Genomic DNA, 17,245 nt, shown 5'->3' on the forward strand with positions numbered 1-17,245 from the left:
AGTGCCCGATCGGCCCCTGGGGTGGGACGTCGACGTGTGGCTCAACCCAGGGGTCGCCCTCCGGGACGGGAGCCTCGTGCGACCCGGTCGTCCCGGACTCCCCGTGAACGAGGACGCGGCGCGTGTCCTCGGGATGCTGACGGAACCGGTCCCCCTGCCGTACGTGGCGCAGCGATCCGCTCGCGACACCGGGGTTCCGCGAGGAGCGGTCGAACGGGAGCTGGACGCGTTCATCCGGAGCCTGTCGACGTACGGGCTGGTGTCGGTGAGCTCCTCCTTCGGCCGCGAACTCCTCGACCGCGTGCTCACGGTGCCGGCCCGGACCCTCGCGATGGTGACGAGGCCGATCGAGTTCGGCCGGCTCCTCCGGTCCTCCCGCGCCTACGCGCCCTCGGTCGGCAACGTCGTCCGAGCCGTCGTCGAAGCACACGCGCTGATCGTGTGGATCATCGTCGTCGGAGGCGTCATCGCCGCCGGTTCGGTCTCGGTCCTGTCACCACTCCCTGCCGACGCGGCCTGGTACCGAGTCGCGATGGTGCACCTGCTGTCGTCCTCGGTCGGGGTGACGTTCCTGCTGTCTGCTTCGGCCCACGAGCTCGCACATCTGCTCGTTGCCCGCATGTGCGGAGTCAGCGGGATGCTCGTCGTCGCTCGCCGTGGCGCCGTTGCCGTCTCCTTCACCGCGCGCAGCCGTCTCCAGGAGGTGGTGGTCGGTGCCGCCGGCCCCCTCGCAGGGCTCGCGGTGTGCGGGTCGGCACTCGCGGTCGTCTTCGGGCTCGCACGCTGGAACGTGGCTTCCGTCTTCGCCGATCCGGTGTCCATCGGCTCGGTCGGCGCGATCATCGTCATCGCGGCAGGGCACCTGTGCGCATCCGTGCCGTGGGCCGCGGACGGCCGTTTGATCTTCCGGAGGTCCGCATGACCCGGTTCCAGGACGGATTGACCGTGGAGGACCTGACGGTCCAGTACCGGGACTTCTCGCTCGCCAGCACGTCCCTGCGTGTCGATCCCGGCGAGTTCGTGGCGCTGGTCGGCACCAACGGATCCGGCAAGAGCACGTTCCTCCGCGCGCTCATCGGGCTCAACCCGCACATGACCGGCGGCACGTCGCTCTGGGCAGGGAGATCCCTCCTGGACCGCTCGCCGGCCGCGCGACTCGACGTCGCCTACGTCAGCGATTCGCGGGACGACTGCATGCCGGGGTTCACCGCGGGGGAGTACTGGAACTACTGCGCGCTCGTCCGGGAGCGAGCCGGCGGGTCGACACGGTCGACCTTCACGAGGCGCGCTTCCGACCTCGCAGTGCGGCTCGACTTCCCGCTCGGTTCGCGCGCGCCGCTCAGGTCGTTGTCGTTGGGAACCGCCAGGAAGGCGCAGATCATCTCGGCGGTCGCTGCCGACCCGGACCTCCTGATCCTCGACGAGCCCTTCATCGGACTCGACTTCATCGCAGCCCGCGCACTCGAGGCACTCCTCGCGGAACTCCGGGACTCCGGTGCGACGGTGATCGCGTCCGGACACGACCTCGGACTCGCTGGGCGACTGGCTGACCGTGTCGCAGTGCTGCACGACGGCGCGGTGCTCCTCGACCACGTCGTGCCGCACCGCGGACAGGTCGACGAGGTCGAGGCGCTGGTGCAGGTCACACTCGAGCGGGCGCGCGCACGAGGAGGCCGCCGATGATCTTCACCTGGACGGCACGGCACATGGCGCGCACCCTGATGCCCGCTGCTGCAGCGCGGCACGACCTCGCTGTGGCCGGAGGGGCGGGAGCAGCCTTCGTGGTCGTCGTGGCCGTGGTCTGTCGGCGAGCGTGGGCCGAAGGAGCCGCCGCTGCGCCGCTGACCCAGGACCTCCTCCGGCTGACGGCGGTCGTCCTCGAGTTCGTGGCAGCCGGAGTGGTCGTCGTCGCAGCCGAACTCGCACGCGACCGGCGCAACAGCGTGGCCCGCGTACTCGACGGGCTGCCGGTGGAACCCCGGACCGCGCGCCTGCTGATCGGCGTGCCGATGTCGTTCGTCCGGGGCGGAGGCACGTTGCTCGCGCTCGCGCCGGGCGTCGCGCTCCTGGTCGGATGTGGCCTCGGAGCGCCGACCGCAGTCGGCCTGGCCGTCGCGTCGTTCGGAGTCGGGCTCGGAGTCATGGGTGCGACGCAGTTCCTCGTCGCGGCGTGCCTGCGCGGACCGCGATGGGACGAGGTCCGGATCCCGGTGGGGATCCTCGCCTGGGCAGCCGCCGTCGCGGTCGAGATCTGGTGCGCGGTCCGGTCGCTCGTCGAGGACGTCCGCTGGTCCGGGCTGCTCGGGCTCCCCGGACTCTTCCACGACGTCGCTTCCGGCAGCGTCCGGATGGCGACGTGGGCCGTCTGCGGAACTCTCGGGACCTGCGGCGTCGTGTTCCTCGTCCTCGCCGCCCGGACGAGCCGGAGTTCAGCGGGTGACCGCGTGCGGCGACCCTGGAACGGAAGCGGTCGATTCGGGCGACTGGTGGGCGAAGGCATCCATGCATCGCGGGATGTGACCCTCGTCGCCAACGGCGCCATCGCGCTGGTCCTGGTCGCGGCCATCTCGATCACCACGTGCGTGGTCCCGTCCGTCACCCGGGAAGCCGCGCTCCCCGCAGCCACCGTGCTCGTTGCGGTCCTGGCGTCGATCCCGGTCCGAGCCGTTCGGGGAACGATGCACCGGCGCTGTCCTCCCGCACGGTCGGCCGGCCTCTCCGCTCCGGCGTTCGGGGCGGGGCAGGGGGTACTCGGGTTCGTGGCGTTCGGCCTGGTCGCTTCGCCCTTCGCGATCGTGCTGGCGAGGTCGTCGACCCTGGCGAGCGTCCTCGACGGAGTCGCTGCCATCACCGTCGGCGCTTCCGTGGCGGTCGCCGGTGCGGCACTCGTGGTGATCCCGAACAGCGATGCGTTCGGCCACGCGCTCGCGGCCGGTCCGACGGCGATCGCAGTGGGCGCGGGGAGCGGTGCGATGGCGACGGCGACGGAGCCGTCAGCACTGATGCTGGTCTCGCCCGTCGCCGTCGTCGCTGCGATCGCCGTGGCCGCGGTGTCCGAGCAGTTCCGTTGGTACGGCCTGAAGAAGAGGAGGAGACGATGAGTACGAGAAGTGTGCGACGCGCGGTGCTGGTGTCCGGCGTCGCCAACGTGGTGACGTGGGGCGCTCTGGTCGTGCTCCTGGGAGGCTCGTTCCTGAGCGTCTCGGAGCAGGCACACGACGCCACGGCGGACGCGTCCTTCCGAGCGACAGTGCTCGGACTCCCGCTGTTCGAGTCGTTCCGGACCTCCGGGCGGCAAGGAGTGCACGTCCTCTGGGGCACGGTGGTCGCGCTCGGGATCACGTTCGCGGTCTCGACGGCGTTGACGATCGGGTGTTTCATCCTCCCGCGAGCGAGGAGGTGACATGGTGCTCTGGGCACTCGCGCTGCTGCTCGGTGCTGTCCTCGAGGTGCTCTGCCGCCCGACGCGGAGCGGGACGCGGACTCCACGAGCCGTGCTGACGGACCGCCTCATGCAGTCGTCGACCGTGCTCGCGGCGACCGGTTCCGCGATGGTCGCGATGGTCGTGCAGTCATCGACGGCAGCCGCGAGTGCCCTCGGAGCCGTGTTCGTCGTCGTGGGCCTCCTCGGCCGTGTCGCTGCGATGCGCACGCTCCGTGCGCGCTTCCAGCTGACGCCGTCGACGGGAAACAACGGCCGGGAGCCGGTGACGGCCGGTCCGTACCGGTGGGTGCGCCATCCTGGCTACTCGGCCCTCATCCTGTACCTGGTGGGCGTGACGCTGCTCCCGGGCTGTTGGCTCGGAGCGCTCTTCGTCCTGCCGGTCGTCGGCGGTGCGCTGCACCGGATCCGCGTCGAGGAGCAGCTGTTGGTGTCCGACTACGGAGACGCGTACCGGGCCTACTCGCGCCGGACGCCGTGGCGGCTCGTACCGGGGCTGCTGTGACGCCGCGGGTCCCGCACGGGGTTCCGTCGTCGCTCGACGTCGACGACCTGAAGTGTGCTCGGGCGTTCTCGGCCCGTCGATCACGCAGGAGGCTGTACTCCGCCGTGCTCCCGGTCGCCCTCCTCACGTTCTCCGGCCTCGTCGGCGCGTGGCTCTACGCCACCTGACCGCACGTCCATCCCCGCGACCAGACCGAGCGGTCGCGCCGCTCCGGCGCCTCACCCACGCGCTCGCGCTCCGCCAGCAGGACACCCCGGTCGCCTATCCTGTCCCGGTGACGACGCCCACCACGACGCCGCCGCAGCCCCGCGCCACCGGCACCGGCAGCGCTCCCGGCCGCGCCCGCAGCCTGACGGGCCCCGGGCTCGTGCTGCTCGCCGTCGTCGCGCTGCTCGGGCTCCGGCTCCTGACCCCCGCTGTCGGCACCGCGGGCCTGCCCGACGTCGTGCAGGACTTCCTGACCCTCGCGATCAGCGTCGTGGTGGAGTCCCTGCCGTTCGTCGTGCTCGGCATCGTGCTGTCGATCGTCGTCGAGGTGTGGGTCCCGCACGGCGCCCTCGAACGCATCCTGCCGACCCGACCGATGCCCCGCCGCGCGGTGATCTCGCTGATCGGCATGCTGTTCCCGGTGTGCGAGTGCGGCAACGTCCCGCTCGCCCGGGGACTGATGCTCCGTGGCTTCACCCCGGCCGAGGCGGTCACGTTCCTCGTCGCGGCGCCCATCCTCAACCCGCTCGTCATCGTCAGCACCGCGCAGGCCTTCGGATGGTCCGGCTGGGTCCTCCCCGTCCGCATCGTCGGCGGCTTCGTCGTGGCGAACCTGGTCGGGTGGATCGTCGCCGCACATCGTCGGCCCACCGACCTGCTGCTGCCCGCGTTCGAGGCGCGCTGCCGTGCGGCGGTCGGCGGTGCCGGCCCGACGAACCGCTGGCGGGAGAGCGCCGCCCAGTTCGGCGGCGAAACCGCGACGATGATGCCCGCGCTCTTCGTCGGCGCGGGGCTCGCGGCCGCGATCCAGGTCGCCGTGCCGCGGAGCACCCTCGTCGCGATCGGCTCGAACCCCGTGCTGTCCGTGCTCGCGATGATGCTGCTCGCCATGACGGTGTCGCTCTGCTCAAACGTGGACGCCTTCTTCGCCCTGTCGTTCGCGTCGACGTTCCTCCCGGGGTCGATCACCGCGTTCCTGATCATCGGCCCGATCATCGACGTGAAGATGATCGCCCTGCTCCGCACGACGTTCCGCACCCGCTTCCTGGTGGTGCTCGCCGTCGTGTGCGTCCTGTTCGCCCTCACCGTCGGGTTGGTGATGAATGTCCTCGTCTGACTCGCGCCGTCCCGCGTTCCTCGGCCTCGGTTCCGTCCTCGCGGTCGCGCTCTGCACGCTCTGGCTCGCCGGCACCCGGCACCTCGACCTCTACATCAACCCGCGGTACGCCGTGTTCACGGTCGTCCTCGCGGCGGTCGCCGTCCCCGCTGCCGTCGCCGGGCTCGTCGTGGTCGCACGCGGCGCGGGCCACACCCACGACCACGCGGGTCCGGACGACGCACCGACGGTCCGGACAGGAGGCGCGACCCGGCTCCTCCGCTCGGCCCTCGTCGGCATCGCGGCCGTCGTCACGATCGGGGTCACCGTGGCCATGCTCGTCCTGCCCCCGGCGACCCTCTCCGCGCGGACGGCGCAGCAGCGCAGCGTCGGGTCCGCGACCCTCTCGGACGCCACCGGCGCGAGCGGCACCGTCGCCCTGCTCGGCAGCGACGCCGTCGACACGTCGGGCTACGGCGTGAAGGACTGGGCCGCCCTCATCCGGCAGACCACCGACACGAGCGCCCTGGTCGGCAAGCGGGTCACCCTGACCGGCTTCGTCGTCCCCGGGTCGGACGGAGCGTTCACGCTGACCCGGTTCGTGATCAGCTGCTGCGCCGTCGACGCCCAGCCCGTCGGCATCGGCGTGGTCACGAGCGGCGCCGTGCCGGACGAGAACGCCTGGGTCACCGTCACCGGGTCTCTCGTCGCCAACCCCGACCAGTCCTCCGACGCCCGCATCGTCATCGGCGCGGCCACGGTGAAGCGGGTCCAGCAACCCGAGGACCCGTATGAGTACTGAGCCCCGACGTCCGGTCGCCCACCGGTTCCGGCGCCGCCTGACCGCCGTCGTGCTGGTGCTCGTCGTGGTGGCGGCGCTCGCCGCGGTCGTCGGCGCGCAGCAGGGCCCACGCCTGCGGTCGGTGTCCTACGACCCGAGCGGCATCGTCTCCCGCCCGGCCCAGCGCGTGATCATCACGGCGAACCAGGCGCTGCAGCGGGTCACGGCAGCGGACGTCACGGTGTCCCCGGCGGCAGCGCACACCGTGACCTCGAGCGGCAACACGGTCGCCGTCGAGTTCGCCGGCCCGCTCGCGTACGACCGCGACTACACCGTGACGGTCGCCGGGGCGCGGGCACCGGGACAGGCCGCTCGGAGCGACCTCCGCGCGACGATCGCGACCGGCACCACCGACGTCCTCGCCCTCGTCCCGGGCACGGGGGGAGCCCAGGACCGGATCGTCCGGCGCTCCCTCGACGCCCCGGGCTCCACCACGGTGTACCGCGGGGAGGGCATCACCGAGTACGTCCGCCTGAGCCGCTCCCTCGTCGTGCTGAGCGACTCCGGCGTCGGCGACTCCCGGATCGACGTCGTGCCGCTCCGGAACGGGGTCCAGGACCCGGAGTCCCCGGTCGAACACATCACGCTGCCGAGTGCCGAGGGGCACGCGGACGCACTGCACGCGGCCGACGACGGCGCCTCGTTCGGCTTCCGGTACGCCGACACGTCGACGGGCGAGTCGCGGGACGTCGGGCTCTACGTCGTCGACCTGACCGGTACGCACCTGCCCGAGCCGATCGCCGCCGCGGACGGCAAGCCGACCATCGGCGCGACACCGATGACGGTGGCGCAGTGGGCCTACGTCCCCCGCACCGAGAGCGCACTCGTCCGCACCGGGACCGACGAGCTGTTCCTCGTCGACATGAGCGGACGCGCCGCACTCGTCCGCCTCGGCTCCGCGACGTACCTGCACGGCTTCGTCGGCACCGGCACCACCGCGGTCGTCGAGTCCGGCACGGGCATCGAACGCGTCGACCTGACGAACGGCGCGCGCACCGCGATCGTCGCACCCGCCGGGAGCACCGATGCGCCGTACCTCGGGCGGATCGCCCAGCTGACGGACCGGACGTACCTGCGCACCGTCGGTGACGTCCGCGGTGACGGGACGATCGCCAGCCGCATCGTGCGTGTGGACGGGAGCCGAGCCTCCCGGCTGCCCGTCACCATCCCGGACGACGCGACCCTGACCGCGGTCTGCCCGTCCCCGAACGGGCAGTTCGTCGCCGTCGCGACGAAGTCGGCCGCCGGTGCGCTCGTGAGCATCGTCGACGCGACCTCCGGAGCGCTCGAGGCCAGCACCGCCGGTGCGGACGTCGACTGGTGTGGCGCACTGCCGAGCGGCGACCAGGTCGGCTAGCGTCGGTGACCGTGCACGAGGCGTTCGTCGAGCGGTGGGTCGCCGGGTGGGCGCGGTCACGGTCGCTGTCCGTGGAGCGGGACGGCGCGGGCTGGTGCGTCCTCGTCGGGTCGGAGACCCGCCACGAGGAGTACGTGGTCGCGGAACCGTCGCCGGCGGAGGCGCTGCGCCTGGCGCGCCTCGTGGAACGGCGGTACACCAGCTGGCTCACCGTGATCGGCGGGATCGGTCCGGAGGCGCTCGCCGCGTTCGCGTCCCTCGACCGCGTGGCGCGCGTCGAGACCGTGATGGAGGCCCGGCTCGCCGCCGTCCCGATGCCGTCGGACGTGCTCGTGGCCGTCGCGGACTCCGGTGACGTCGCGCACCTCGTCGTCGAGATCGACGGGCAGGTGGCGGCGCGCGGCCAGGTGGCGGTGCTCGGGCGCGACGCCGTGTTCGACCGGATCGAGACCGAGGCGGCGTTCCGCCGTCGCGGGCTCGGGCGGACGATCGTCGCCGGACTGACGTCGTGGGCGGCCGCGCGCGGTGCGGACACCGGACTGCTGCTCGCCTCCGAGCAGGGTCGCGCGCTCTACCGGGCCGCGGGCTGGCGCGACGTGGCGCCCGCGGTGACGTTCCGCGGCTTCCTCTGACCTCGCTCGCCGACCGGGCCGCGCCGAGCCTCGGCTGACGACACCAGGAAACAGACAGCAGGCGCCGGACCCGTGATCGGGACCCGACGCCTGCTGCCGTGGTGTGGTGCTGAGCGGACTAGGCCAGCGTCGCTGCGTCGATGACGAAGCGGTAGCGGACGTCCGAGCTCAGGACGCGCTCGTACGCCTCGTTGATCTGGTCGGCGTTGATGAGCTCCGTCTCGGGCAGGATGCCCTTCTCGGCGCAGAAGTCGAGCATCTCCTGGGTCTCCCGGATGCCGCCGATGGCCGAGCCGGCCCAGCTGAGCCGACGCGGGATCAGCGCGAACGCCGGGACCTCGAGCGGCTCGGCCGGTGCGCCGACGTTGACGAGCGTGCCGTCGACCTTGAGGAGGCCGAGGTAGGCGCCCATCGGGATCTTCGCCGACACGGTGTTGATGATCAGCTCGAAGGAACCGGCGAGCTCCTCGAACGTCGACTCGTCCTTCGTCGCGTAGTGCGCCTTCGCGCCGAAGCGGAGGGAGTCCTCCTGCTTCGAGGTGGTCTGCGACAGGACAGTGACCTCGGCACCCATGGCGACGGCGATCTTCACGGCCATGTGGCCGAGGCCACCCATGCCGATGACCGCGACCTTCGAGCCGGGGCCGACGCCCCAGTGGTGCAGCGGCGAGTACGTCGTGATGCCGGCGCAGAGCAGCGGGGCGACCTTCTCGATGTCGAGCGACTCGGGGACGCGGAGCACGAAGTCCTCGTTCACGACGACGGCCTCGGAGTAGCCGCCCTGGGTGATCGAGCCGTCGGCCGGGTCGACGCCCGCGTAGGTCTGGATGTTGCCCTTGAGGCAGTACTGCTCCTCGCCGGCGAGGCAGTTCTCGCACTCGCCGCAGGAGTTCACCATGCAGCCGACGCCGACACGGTCGCCGACCTGGTGCTTGGTGACGTCGGAGCCGACGGCGGAGACGTGGCCGACGATCTCGTGGCCGACGACCTGCGGGTACTGGATCGGGCCCCACTCGCCACGGACGGTGTGGATGTCCGAGTGACAGATACCGGCGTAGGCGATGTCGATCTCGACGTCGTTCGGGCCGAGGTCACGCCGGGTGATCGTGGTCTTGACGAGCGGTTCGGTGGCGGACGGTGCGGCGTACGCGGTGACGGTGCGCAATGGTCTCCTCGTGGGGTTGCTGACGGGCCGCTTCCGGCCCGCCGACCATCGTGCCCGATGGAGCGCTCCGGAGAGGGGTACGGTCAGGGCACCCCGGAACGGGAAGGATCCGGGGTCGTCCGGAACACGCGCCGGAGCTCGTCCGGAACACGCACCCTTTCGACAGCGGTGGTCCGTGGGACCTACGGTGATGGAACCGGGATGAAACCGAATCCGTCGCCGTGATGCAGTCCGCGCCTGCGGATCCTTGGCACAGCGGAACACCCCGGGACAGAACGGGCCGATCGTGCCCACGAAGGGCTGGTCCCATGACCGCCACACCTGCTTCCCGACCCAACCACGAGTGGCACCGCCGTGGCCTCCGTTCCCCCGCGGAGATCGACGCACTCGTCGAGGCACGCCTCGTCCACCACACCGACATCGACGAGCCCACGTACGCGGACTTCCTCCGCGACCCGGCCGCGTAGTCCGGGCGCCCGCGCCCGCCGCGGCCGGCCCGGCCCGCCCCGCCCGCCGCAACGAGATGCCGTAATTGCGGCATCTCGGGCGCCGCGGACGGTCAGTCGTGGAACCTCGGCGGACGTGAGCGGCGAGTTGCGGAACCTCGGGGCGCCGGACGGGAGGCTGTCCGCGGTCCGGACCCGAGCCTCCAGTACCGAGACGCCTGCGCTCCGCGCGACCGGCTAGCTCCGCGGCGCTCGGGAGAAGAACAGCGTGATGGCAGCCAACGCCACGGCCACCACGATGAGCACCCAACCGACCGCGCCGACCCAGCCGTCCCACGGGCTGAGCAGCAGGCCGATGCCGACCAGGAAGACCACCCCTGCGCCCACGAGTGCCAGGACGTGCGGTGTGCTCTTCGACGCCCGTCCCATGACCACGACGCTACGCACCACGGCTGGGTGGCGGCCCCTCGCCCGGACGGCTCAGACCTGCGCCGCGAGTCGTCGTCCGGCGATCCGCGCGAAGCGCAGCGGGTCGGCCACGGCGTCGTCCGGTTCGCCTGTCGTCTGCGTGGCGATGACGGTCAGCGAGGCGGCGACGTCGAACGCGTCGACGGGAGCGTCGATCTCCCCGGCGACGAGCATCAGGCGACGCTGACCGGCCACCTCCGAGAGCCCGGCGACCACCGTGGGCACCTTGCCCGCTGCCGACTGCTCGTCGAACCGTCCCTCGCCCGTGATGATGATGTCGGCGTCCGCGAGCGCTCCCGGAAGCCCGACGACCTCCGCGATGCCATCGGCACCGCGGACCAGCGTTGCGCCCCAGACGAGCAACCCGAAGCCGGCGCCCCCGGCTGCGCCCGCTCCCGGCGTCGAGGGGTCCACCGACGGGAACCGGGCAGCCCACGCCGCCAGCCGCTCCTCGTGCGCGGCGGCGCGGTCGGGCGTGATGCCCTTCTGCGGCCCGAAGACGGCCACCGCCCCGTCCGGCCCGAGCAGCGGCGACGTGACGTCGGTGAGCACCGTCACGCCGAGCGGCGGGAGCGGCCGCAGTGTGCCGTCCGGGAGCTCGAGCGCCGACAGCAGTCCCGCGCCGCCGTCCGTCGACGCGCTCCCGCCGATGCCGAGCACGAGGCCGGTGGCGCCGGCGTCGAGCGCGGCGGCGATGGCCTGGCCGAAGCCGATCGTCTGCGCGGTGTCGGGCTGCAAGGTGGTCAGCAGGGGCAACCCGCTCGTCGCCGCGAGCTCGACGACCGCTCGCCCGTCCGGCAGCGACAGCCACGCCGCGTCGACGGGGTCACCGGCGGGCCCGGTCACGGTGACGGGCACACGCCGCGCGTCGGGGAACGCGGTGGCGAAGGCGTCGAGCGTCCCCTCGCCACCGTCGGCCATCGGAACCAGTGTGACCTCGTCGGTCGGCCGCTCCGACGACCATCCTTCGCCGATGGCGGTGGCGACGGCGGCCGCGGTGGCGGTCCCCTTGAACGAGTCCGGAGCGATCACGACGTGCACGCTCACACGCTAGCGGTGCGCCGTCGTCGGTCCGTCAGTCCGGCAGTGCGAACCGCGGGTGTGCCGTGCCGCCGGTCGCCAGGTCGGCGAGCATCTCGCCGAGCAGCGGTGCGAACTTGAAGCCGTGCCCGGAGAAACCGGTGGCGACGGTGATCGGCCCACGACGGTCCAGCACGAAGTCGTCGTCGGGCGAGTTGTCGTAGAGGCAGCTGATCGGCTCCGGCCGGGTCGCGTCCACCCCCGGGACGAACCGCGTGACGTACGCCTGCAGGCGCGCCAGCTCCTCCGTGACCGGCAGGAAGTCGCGCGCATCCGGGTCCACCACCGGTCCGGTCCCGTGGAAGCCGACCTTCACGCCCTCGCCGGGGGTGAGCAGGCCGTAGACGTCACCGCCGTCGAGGGGGTGGTGCACGAAGCTCGGCCAGGCTTCGTCCGGCAGGTGGCTCGGGAAGTGCGCCGGCTGCTCCTGGGTGACACGGAGGGCCGGGAGGCTCGCCCCGCGTCCGGCGAGCACCTCGCTGACCAGCGCGGGAGCCCACGACCCCACCGCGGCCACGACGCTCGGCGCGGTGACCGAGGTGGCGCCGGATGGACCGTCGAGCGTCAGCGTCACCCGGTCGCCGTGGTCCTCGATGCCCGTCACCCGGGTGTCGAACCGCAGGTCCGCGCCGTCGGCGGCTGCCAGGTCGAGGAGCGCCTCCAGCGCGTCCGCCGACCGGATCCGGCCGGCGTCGGGGTGCGCGAGGACGTCGCCCTCGAACGCCAGTCCGGGCCAGCGCTCGGCGGCCTGCTCCGGCGTCAGGCGCTCGTGGTCGACGCCGGCGGCTGCGAGGGCGGCGGCGATCGCACCCACCTGCTCGGGTCGGCCGTGGTCGACCGCACCCGTCAGGTCGAGCAGTGTCCGTCCGCTGGCCTGCTCGAGGTCGTCCCACGCGGCGCGGGCACGGAGGCACATGGCGACGTACTCCGCGTCAGGGTAGCCGAGGCGGAAGATGCGGCTCGCGCCGTGGGACGACCCGCGGTCGTGTCCGCGGCCGTGCTGCTCCACGAGCAGGACCCGGGCACCCCTGGTGGCGAGTGACCGGGCGGTGGCGGCGCCGACGACACCGCCGCCGATGACGACGTGGTCGAACGCGGAGGGCATGCGCCGATCGTAGTGGCCGTCGTCGCTGTGTGGCTCCGCCCTGTCACTGCCCGCGCGTCAGGTCCTCCGAGACGCCCCAGAGCCGTTCCGCGGCCTCCGGGTCGAGCGCCCATGCCTTCACGCCGTGCGGGTGGTCGGCCATCAGGGCGTCGTCGGGCACCGTGTAGGCCTCGACCCCGTCGTCGAGGTAGTGCCCGCCCGTGGTAGCGAACTCCGGTGCGACGGCGGCGACCATCGTGGTCGCGGCCCCCTGCTCGACCGTCTTGTACGAGAACACCCCCGCTGCCTCGGCCGCGTCCAGCGAAGCCCGCTGGGCCGGGCTGAAGTTGCGCTGGAGCCCGGTGGCGATCCCTCCCGGGTTGACGCTGTTCGCGACGATGCCGTCGTCGGCCCACCGCCGGGTCGCCTCGACGGCGAAGAGCGCACCGGCGGTCTTCGACTGCGCGTAGGCGATCTGCGGGTCGTACGGACGACGGCGGAAGTCGAGGTCGTCGAAGTCCACGCCGGCCCGCATGTGCGCGGTGGAGCTGAGCACCACGACACGCGCTCCGCGGCGGCTGTCGGCGCCGGCGGCCAGCGCGGCGTGCAGGTCGCGGACGAGTGCATGGTGCCCGAGGTGGTTCGTGGCGAACTGCAGCTCGCGCCCCGCCGGCGTGCGTTCCAGGCCCGCTGTGACGACGCCGGCGTTGGCGATCGCCAGGTGCAGCGGACCTTCCCATCCGTCGGTGAACGTCCGCACCGAGACGAGGTCGGCGAGGTCGAGGGGGCGGACGTCCGGCCGGGTCCCTGTCGTCCGTTCGATCGCGTCGGCGGTCGCGTCACCGGCGGTCGTGTCGCGCACGGCGAGCACCACGTGCGCCCCGGCGGCCGTCAGGGAACGCGCGGTCTCGGCACCGAGGCCGGAGGACGCGCCGGTGACGACGACGCGCAGGCCGACCACGTCCGCGTCGGCGAGGACGTCGTCGGCGGTGGAGCGGGCATCGAAGCGGGTCCGGATCAGAGGAGGAGTCATTCGTCTACTGTACGGATAAGACGTATTTTGTCTAGTTTGACCAGTCGGCGGTACGCTGTCGGCATGGCAGTGGACCGGAGGAGCGCCGTGCTCGAGTCGGCGTTGACGACGTTCGCACGGAACGGGTTCCGGCGGACATCGATGAACGACGTCGCCGCTGCTGCAGGCATCTCGCGCCCCGGGTTGTACTTCCTCTTCGCGTCGAAGGAGGCGCTGTTCCGTGCGGCAGCCGGGCACGTGCTCGCGCAGGACCTCGCGGCGATCGAGCGGGTCCTCGTCGACGGTGCGCGTCCGCTCGGAGACCGCATCGTCGATGCGTTCGACCGCTGGGCAGGACGGTGGATCGGCCCGGGCGTGCACGACGTGCCAGCAGTCGTCGCGGAGAACCCCGCGCTGCTCGACGACACCGCCCGAGCGGCTCCTGAGGCCTTCGAGGCGCTCCTCGCCACCGCGGTCACGGGACACGTCTCCGACCCTCATGGTGTGGTCCAGACGCTGACGAGCGTCTCGGTCGGCCTGAAGCACCAGGTCGACACCCGCGAGGAGCACCGCCGGAGGCTCGCGACGGCGGTCGACCTGGTCCTGCGCCCCGCGCTCGCCTAGCGAGCCGACTCCTCGACGCCCCTGCGACACCGAGCTGTACCGTCATCGTCTCGCCCCAGCTGGCCCAGTTCGGCCGCGTCGCGATCACGAGATGCTCGCCGTCGGTGCTTCGCAGCCGGAAGCGCGGGACGAGCCGGGCCGCCGGTTCCACGCGGGCCGGACGTCGTCGTTGCTGTCGATGACCACAGCCCCCGGCGCGGCCGAACAGTTCCACCATGAAAGGACTCTGGACGTCGGGGGACCTTGCGTGGATTGAGTGGTCGCATGAACATGCAGGCACGTTGGGTGATCGTCCCCGCCGTCGTCGTGCTCGGAGTGGCCCTCGCCGGATGCAGCTCCACGAGCTCGCCGACACCGACCGCCACCAGCACCGTCACGACCACGGCCACAGCCACGAGCTCCGCGACGCCGTCCGCCTCCGCTCCCTCCGCCTCCGCCACGGACGGCGCCGGCGGCGACACGGGCACCGGTGCGGCCGGTCGTGCGCCGGACGACGACGCGACGAGGTGCACCACCGACCATCTCCGCGGCGCCTTCGCTGGACAGGAGGCCGGTGCGTCCAACGTCGACGAGGAGCTGCAGCTCACCAACACCGGAAACGCCGACTGCACCCTGCAGGGGTGGCCGGGCGTCTCCCTGGTCGGCGACGGCAACGGCACCCAGATCGGCCGTGCTGCGACCCTCGACCGCAGCACATCCCACGCCACGGTGACGCTCAAGCCGGGGACGACCGCGGTCGCGCACTTCCACTACGTGCAGGCCGACGCGTTCGACACAGCCACCTGCAAGCCCGTCGCGGGGGACGGGTTCCGTGTCTACCCGCCGGGATCCAGGACGAGTCTCTTCATCCCCGCCCAGGGCGTGCGGGGCTGCACCGCCGGCGACGAGGCGGTCTTCACCGTCGGCGCCTTCCACTGACGATCCTCCCGGCGGGCCGGGATGGAGGCTCGGCTCACCAGCCCGCACCGGTCCGGTGCGCCTACGGTCGGTCTGGCCACCGACACCAGCCGGACCGAGGAGGCCCGCCGTGTACGTCCCCGAGATCGCCGTCCCACCGCTCCTGCGCGCTGCGCACGCCAACCGGTCCTACCGGACCGCCGCCGGCGCGGCGGCGGCGGTCCGCGACCAGGAGCTCCGCCCGCGCTCGTACCACCCGCCGCGACGGCTCCGACGCGACGTCGATGTCGCAGTCCGCCGTGTGGACGGGCGTCCGGTGTACACGATCACCCCCGAGGGGACGACGCCCGTCGGTGAGGTGCTCTACGTCCACGGTGGGGGATGGATGCACGACGTCAACCCGATGCACTGGACGCTCGCCGCACGGGTCGCCGTCGAGGCGCGGACGACGGTGACACTGCCGGTGTACGACCTGCTCCCGTACGGTGACGCGACCGCCGCCGTCGACCTCGTCGTCGGGCTGTTCGAGGCCGGGGTCGGCCGAGGGAACGAGGTCCGCCTGGCCGGTGACTCCGCCGGGGGACAGATCGCCCTCTCCGCGGCGCTCGCCCTCCGCGACCGCGGGCACGCCGGGATCCGGACCGTGCTGATCTCGCCGGCGCTCGACCTCACGATGACGAACCCGGAGATCCGACGCGTCCTGCCGCGCGACCCCTGGCTCGGCATCGACGGCATCCGGTTCCTCGGCGAACGCTGGGCCCACGACCTGGCGGTCACCGACCCGGCGGTGAGCCCGCTCCTCGGCGACCCCGCGGGACTCGGCCCGATGCTGCTGATCACCGGGACCCGCGACGTCCTCAACCCGGACACCCACCTGCTGGCGACGAAGGCCCGATCCGCCGGCGTGGACGTCACCCTCGTGGAACGGGAGGGCGCGGTACACGTCTTCCCGTTCCTCCCGACCCGTGCCGGCGCTGCCGGCCGTCGGCGCATCGTGGACGCCCTGCGGCAGTGACGGCGTCGCCCCCTCAGCGCCGCGGAAGGCCGGCGACGTGGGCGGTGAGGACCGCGACGGGGTCGAGCGGTCCGACCGCGGCGACGCGGTAGAGCAGCATCGCGTCCACGAGGCCGACGAGGTCGACGGCTGCCTGCTCCGGGGCGGCGACGCGGAGTGCATCGAGCAGGGTGTGCGCTGCCCGGAGCAGCCCGTCGCGGACGGGGTCGGAAGCGGTGAGCGGTGCCCGGAGCTCCTCGTCGTCTCGGAGCTCGAGGAGCAGCGCGAGGCGCGCCGCCTGTGCGTCGCGTCGTGCCGCGAGCTGCTCGAGGAACGACACCGCGATCCCGACGACGGCGGCGTCGTCGAGGTGCTCGGGGACCTCCAGTACTCCGAGGTCCGCAGCGAGCTGCCCGGTCACACGGGTGACGACGAGCGCGGTCAACTCGCGGCGCGTCCTGGCGTAGTACGACGTCGACCCCGCGGCGAGCCCGGCCTCCGCGTCGACGGCGCGGTGGGTGAGCGCGCGGATGCCGCCGCGCGCCGTCAGGCGGATCCCCGCGTCCGCCAGCGCTTCCCGCCGATCCATGGTTGTCCTCCCGACCGCTTCCACCGTAGTGTCCTCTACAAACGTAGAGGACAGGTGGGATCATGCGCGTGGCAGTGGTGGGAGGGGGCGTCTCCGGCGGCGCGATCAGTCGGGCGGTCCGAGAGCGGGGGTGTGCGGTGACGCTGTTGTCCCGGTCGACGGGGTTCGACGTGGTGCGCGACGACGCGACCGCTGCCCTGGCCGGGTTCGACGTCGTCGTCGAGGCGACCGGGCGGTTCACCACGAGCCGGAGACGTGCGACGGAGTTCTTCACCGCGTCCACCAGGGCGGTCGGTGGTGCGGTGGCGGCGAGTGGCGCGCACCACGTGCTGCTCTCGATCGCCAACTGCACGCTGCCCGCGGTACAGGGCTACGGGTACTTCGCCGGCAAGACAGCGCAGGAGGCCGTCGCACGGGAGGCCGGCCACCGACTCACCGTGGTGCGGTCGACGCAGTGGTTCGAGTTCGCACAGCAGAACACCGAGCGGATGCGGTTCGGACCGTTCGCCCTGGTGCCGGGCATGACGATCGCCCCCGTGGCACTCGACGCGGTGGCCGAGGTCGTCGCCGACGTCGTGGTGGGGGACCGTGATGCGCCGGTGGTCGAGGTCACCGGCCCGGAGACCACGACCCTCTGGGCGATGACGAGGTCCCTGCCCGGCACCGGCGTCGTGCCGGTACCGCTGCCGATCCCGGGCCGGATGGGTGGGGCGTTCCGCGACGGTGCCCTCGTGCCGGGCCCGGACGCCGAGGTCGTCGGGCCGCGCTTCCGGGACTGGGTCGCGTCGGCCTGATCCGCCTCGTCG

Annotated in this window: 21 protein-coding genes; 15 read left to right on the forward strand and 6 right to left on the reverse strand. The window is 72.5% G+C overall.

Annotation, left to right across the window (positions count from 1 at the left end; genetic code table 11):
* Window position 1: 1 nt before the first annotated feature.
* The 10 genes from FS641_RS17985 (at window position 2) to FS641_RS06610 (ending at window position 8,080) form a co-directional block, all read left to right on the forward strand.
* A complete protein-coding gene (locus FS641_RS17985; protein WP_186317613.1) occupies window positions 2-922 on the forward strand; it encodes a site-2 protease family protein in 921 nt (306 codons plus the stop codon).
* Entirely contained in the window at window positions 919-1,683 is a 765-nt protein-coding gene (locus FS641_RS06575; RefSeq protein ID WP_144761735.1) for an ATP-binding cassette domain-containing protein, read from the forward strand. Before FS641_RS17985 ends, FS641_RS06575 begins: the two co-directional genes overlap by 4 nt.
* A complete protein-coding gene (locus tag FS641_RS06580; protein ID WP_144761738.1) occupies window positions 1,680-3,101 on the forward strand; it encodes a hypothetical protein in 1,422 nt (473 codons plus the stop codon). The genes FS641_RS06575 and FS641_RS06580 overlap by 4 nt, the downstream gene beginning before the upstream one ends.
* Window positions 3,098-3,403, forward strand: a complete 306-nt coding sequence (locus tag FS641_RS06585) for a hypothetical protein (RefSeq protein ID WP_144761741.1) — start codon at window positions 3,098-3,100, stop codon at window positions 3,401-3,403. Before FS641_RS06580 ends, FS641_RS06585 begins: the two co-directional genes overlap by 4 nt.
* A 1-nt stretch (window position 3,404) precedes the next feature.
* Window positions 3,405-3,947, forward strand: a complete 543-nt coding sequence (locus FS641_RS06590; RefSeq protein ID WP_144761744.1) for an isoprenylcysteine carboxylmethyltransferase family protein — start codon at window positions 3,405-3,407, stop codon at window positions 3,945-3,947.
* A complete protein-coding gene (locus FS641_RS17990; RefSeq protein WP_186317614.1) occupies window positions 3,944-4,114 on the forward strand; it encodes a hypothetical protein in 171 nt (56 codons plus the stop codon). The genes FS641_RS06590 and FS641_RS17990 overlap by 4 nt, the downstream gene beginning before the upstream one ends.
* A gap of 107 nt (window positions 4,115-4,221) precedes the next feature.
* Window positions 4,222-5,271 carry a permease gene (locus FS641_RS06595; protein ID WP_144761747.1) on the forward strand — a complete coding sequence of 350 codons (1,050 nt, stop codon included), beginning with the start codon at window positions 4,222-4,224 and terminating at the stop codon, window positions 5,269-5,271.
* Window positions 5,258-6,052 carry a TIGR03943 family putative permease subunit gene (locus FS641_RS06600; RefSeq protein WP_144761750.1) on the forward strand — a complete coding sequence of 265 codons (795 nt, stop codon included), beginning with the start codon at window positions 5,258-5,260 and terminating at the stop codon, window positions 6,050-6,052. The genes FS641_RS06595 and FS641_RS06600 overlap by 14 nt, the downstream gene beginning before the upstream one ends.
* Window positions 6,042-7,448, forward strand: coding sequence for a hypothetical protein (locus FS641_RS06605; RefSeq protein ID WP_144761753.1), 1,407 nt, complete (start codon window positions 6,042-6,044; stop codon window positions 7,446-7,448). Before FS641_RS06600 ends, FS641_RS06605 begins: the two co-directional genes overlap by 11 nt.
* A gap of 5 nt (window positions 7,449-7,453) precedes the next feature.
* A complete protein-coding gene (locus FS641_RS06610) occupies window positions 7,454-8,080 on the forward strand; it encodes a GNAT family N-acetyltransferase (RefSeq protein ID WP_144761756.1) in 627 nt (208 codons plus the stop codon).
* A 118-nt stretch (window positions 8,081-8,198) separates the two neighbouring features.
* On the opposite strand, the gene FS641_RS06615 is transcribed toward FS641_RS06610, so the two are convergent.
* Window positions 8,199-9,245, reverse strand: coding sequence for an NAD(P)-dependent alcohol dehydrogenase (locus FS641_RS06615; RefSeq protein WP_144761759.1), 1,047 nt, complete (start codon window positions 9,243-9,245; stop codon window positions 8,199-8,201).
* A gap of 308 nt (window positions 9,246-9,553) precedes the next feature.
* Here FS641_RS06615 and FS641_RS17995 point away from each other — a divergent pair, with 308 nt between their 5' ends.
* Entirely contained in the window at window positions 9,554-9,712 is a 159-nt protein-coding gene (locus tag FS641_RS17995; protein ID WP_186317615.1) for a hypothetical protein, read from the forward strand.
* Window positions 9,713-9,928: 216 nt separating this feature from the next.
* On the opposite strand, the gene FS641_RS06620 is transcribed toward FS641_RS17995, so the two are convergent.
* Genes FS641_RS06620 through FS641_RS06635 form a run of 4 tightly spaced genes read right to left on the reverse strand, consistent with a single transcriptional unit; the run spans window position 9,929 to window position 13,356 of the window.
* On the reverse strand, window positions 9,929-10,120 hold the full coding sequence (locus FS641_RS06620; RefSeq protein WP_144761762.1) for a hypothetical protein: 192 nt from the start codon (window positions 10,118-10,120) through the stop codon (window positions 9,929-9,931).
* Window positions 10,121-10,171: 51 nt separating this feature from the next.
* Complete coding sequence (locus FS641_RS06625; RefSeq protein ID WP_144761765.1) at window positions 10,172-11,206, reverse strand: glycerate kinase; 1,035 nt, start codon at window positions 11,204-11,206, stop codon at window positions 10,172-10,174.
* 28 nt (window positions 11,207-11,234) lie between these two features.
* Complete coding sequence (locus FS641_RS06630; protein WP_144761769.1) at window positions 11,235-12,344, reverse strand: FAD-dependent oxidoreductase; 1,110 nt, start codon at window positions 12,342-12,344, stop codon at window positions 11,235-11,237.
* A gap of 43 nt (window positions 12,345-12,387) precedes the next feature.
* A complete protein-coding gene (locus FS641_RS06635; protein WP_144761772.1) occupies window positions 12,388-13,356 on the reverse strand; it encodes an SDR family NAD(P)-dependent oxidoreductase in 969 nt (322 codons plus the stop codon).
* A 63-nt stretch (window positions 13,357-13,419) separates the two neighbouring features.
* Between FS641_RS06635 and FS641_RS06640 the strand changes: the two genes are divergently transcribed.
* From FS641_RS06640 to FS641_RS06650, 3 genes are all read left to right on the forward strand, one after another.
* Complete coding sequence (locus tag FS641_RS06640) at window positions 13,420-13,959, forward strand: TetR/AcrR family transcriptional regulator (protein WP_144761775.1); 540 nt, start codon at window positions 13,420-13,422, stop codon at window positions 13,957-13,959.
* A 264-nt stretch (window positions 13,960-14,223) separates the two neighbouring features.
* Window positions 14,224-14,877 (forward strand): DUF4232 domain-containing protein, encoded by a 654-nt coding sequence (locus FS641_RS06645; protein WP_144761778.1) that lies wholly within the window; start codon window positions 14,224-14,226, stop codon window positions 14,875-14,877.
* 109 nt (window positions 14,878-14,986) lie between these two features.
* Entirely contained in the window at window positions 14,987-15,871 is an 885-nt protein-coding gene (locus tag FS641_RS06650) for an alpha/beta hydrolase fold domain-containing protein (protein ID WP_144761781.1), read from the forward strand.
* Between the two features lie 13 nt (window positions 15,872-15,884).
* Here FS641_RS06650 and FS641_RS06655 read toward each other — a convergent pair whose 3' ends face one another.
* Entirely contained in the window at window positions 15,885-16,439 is a 555-nt protein-coding gene (locus tag FS641_RS06655) for a TetR/AcrR family transcriptional regulator (protein ID WP_144761784.1), read from the reverse strand.
* A gap of 68 nt (window positions 16,440-16,507) precedes the next feature.
* Here FS641_RS06655 and FS641_RS06660 point away from each other — a divergent pair, with 68 nt between their 5' ends.
* Window positions 16,508-17,233, forward strand: coding sequence for a hypothetical protein (locus tag FS641_RS06660; protein ID WP_222122053.1), 726 nt, complete (start codon window positions 16,508-16,510; stop codon window positions 17,231-17,233).
* The last annotated feature ends 12 nt before the right edge of the window (window positions 17,234-17,245 follow it).

This window comes from Curtobacterium sp. 9128, from assembly GCF_007673775.1.
Lineage (GTDB): Bacteria > Actinomycetota > Actinomycetes > Actinomycetales > Microbacteriaceae > Curtobacterium.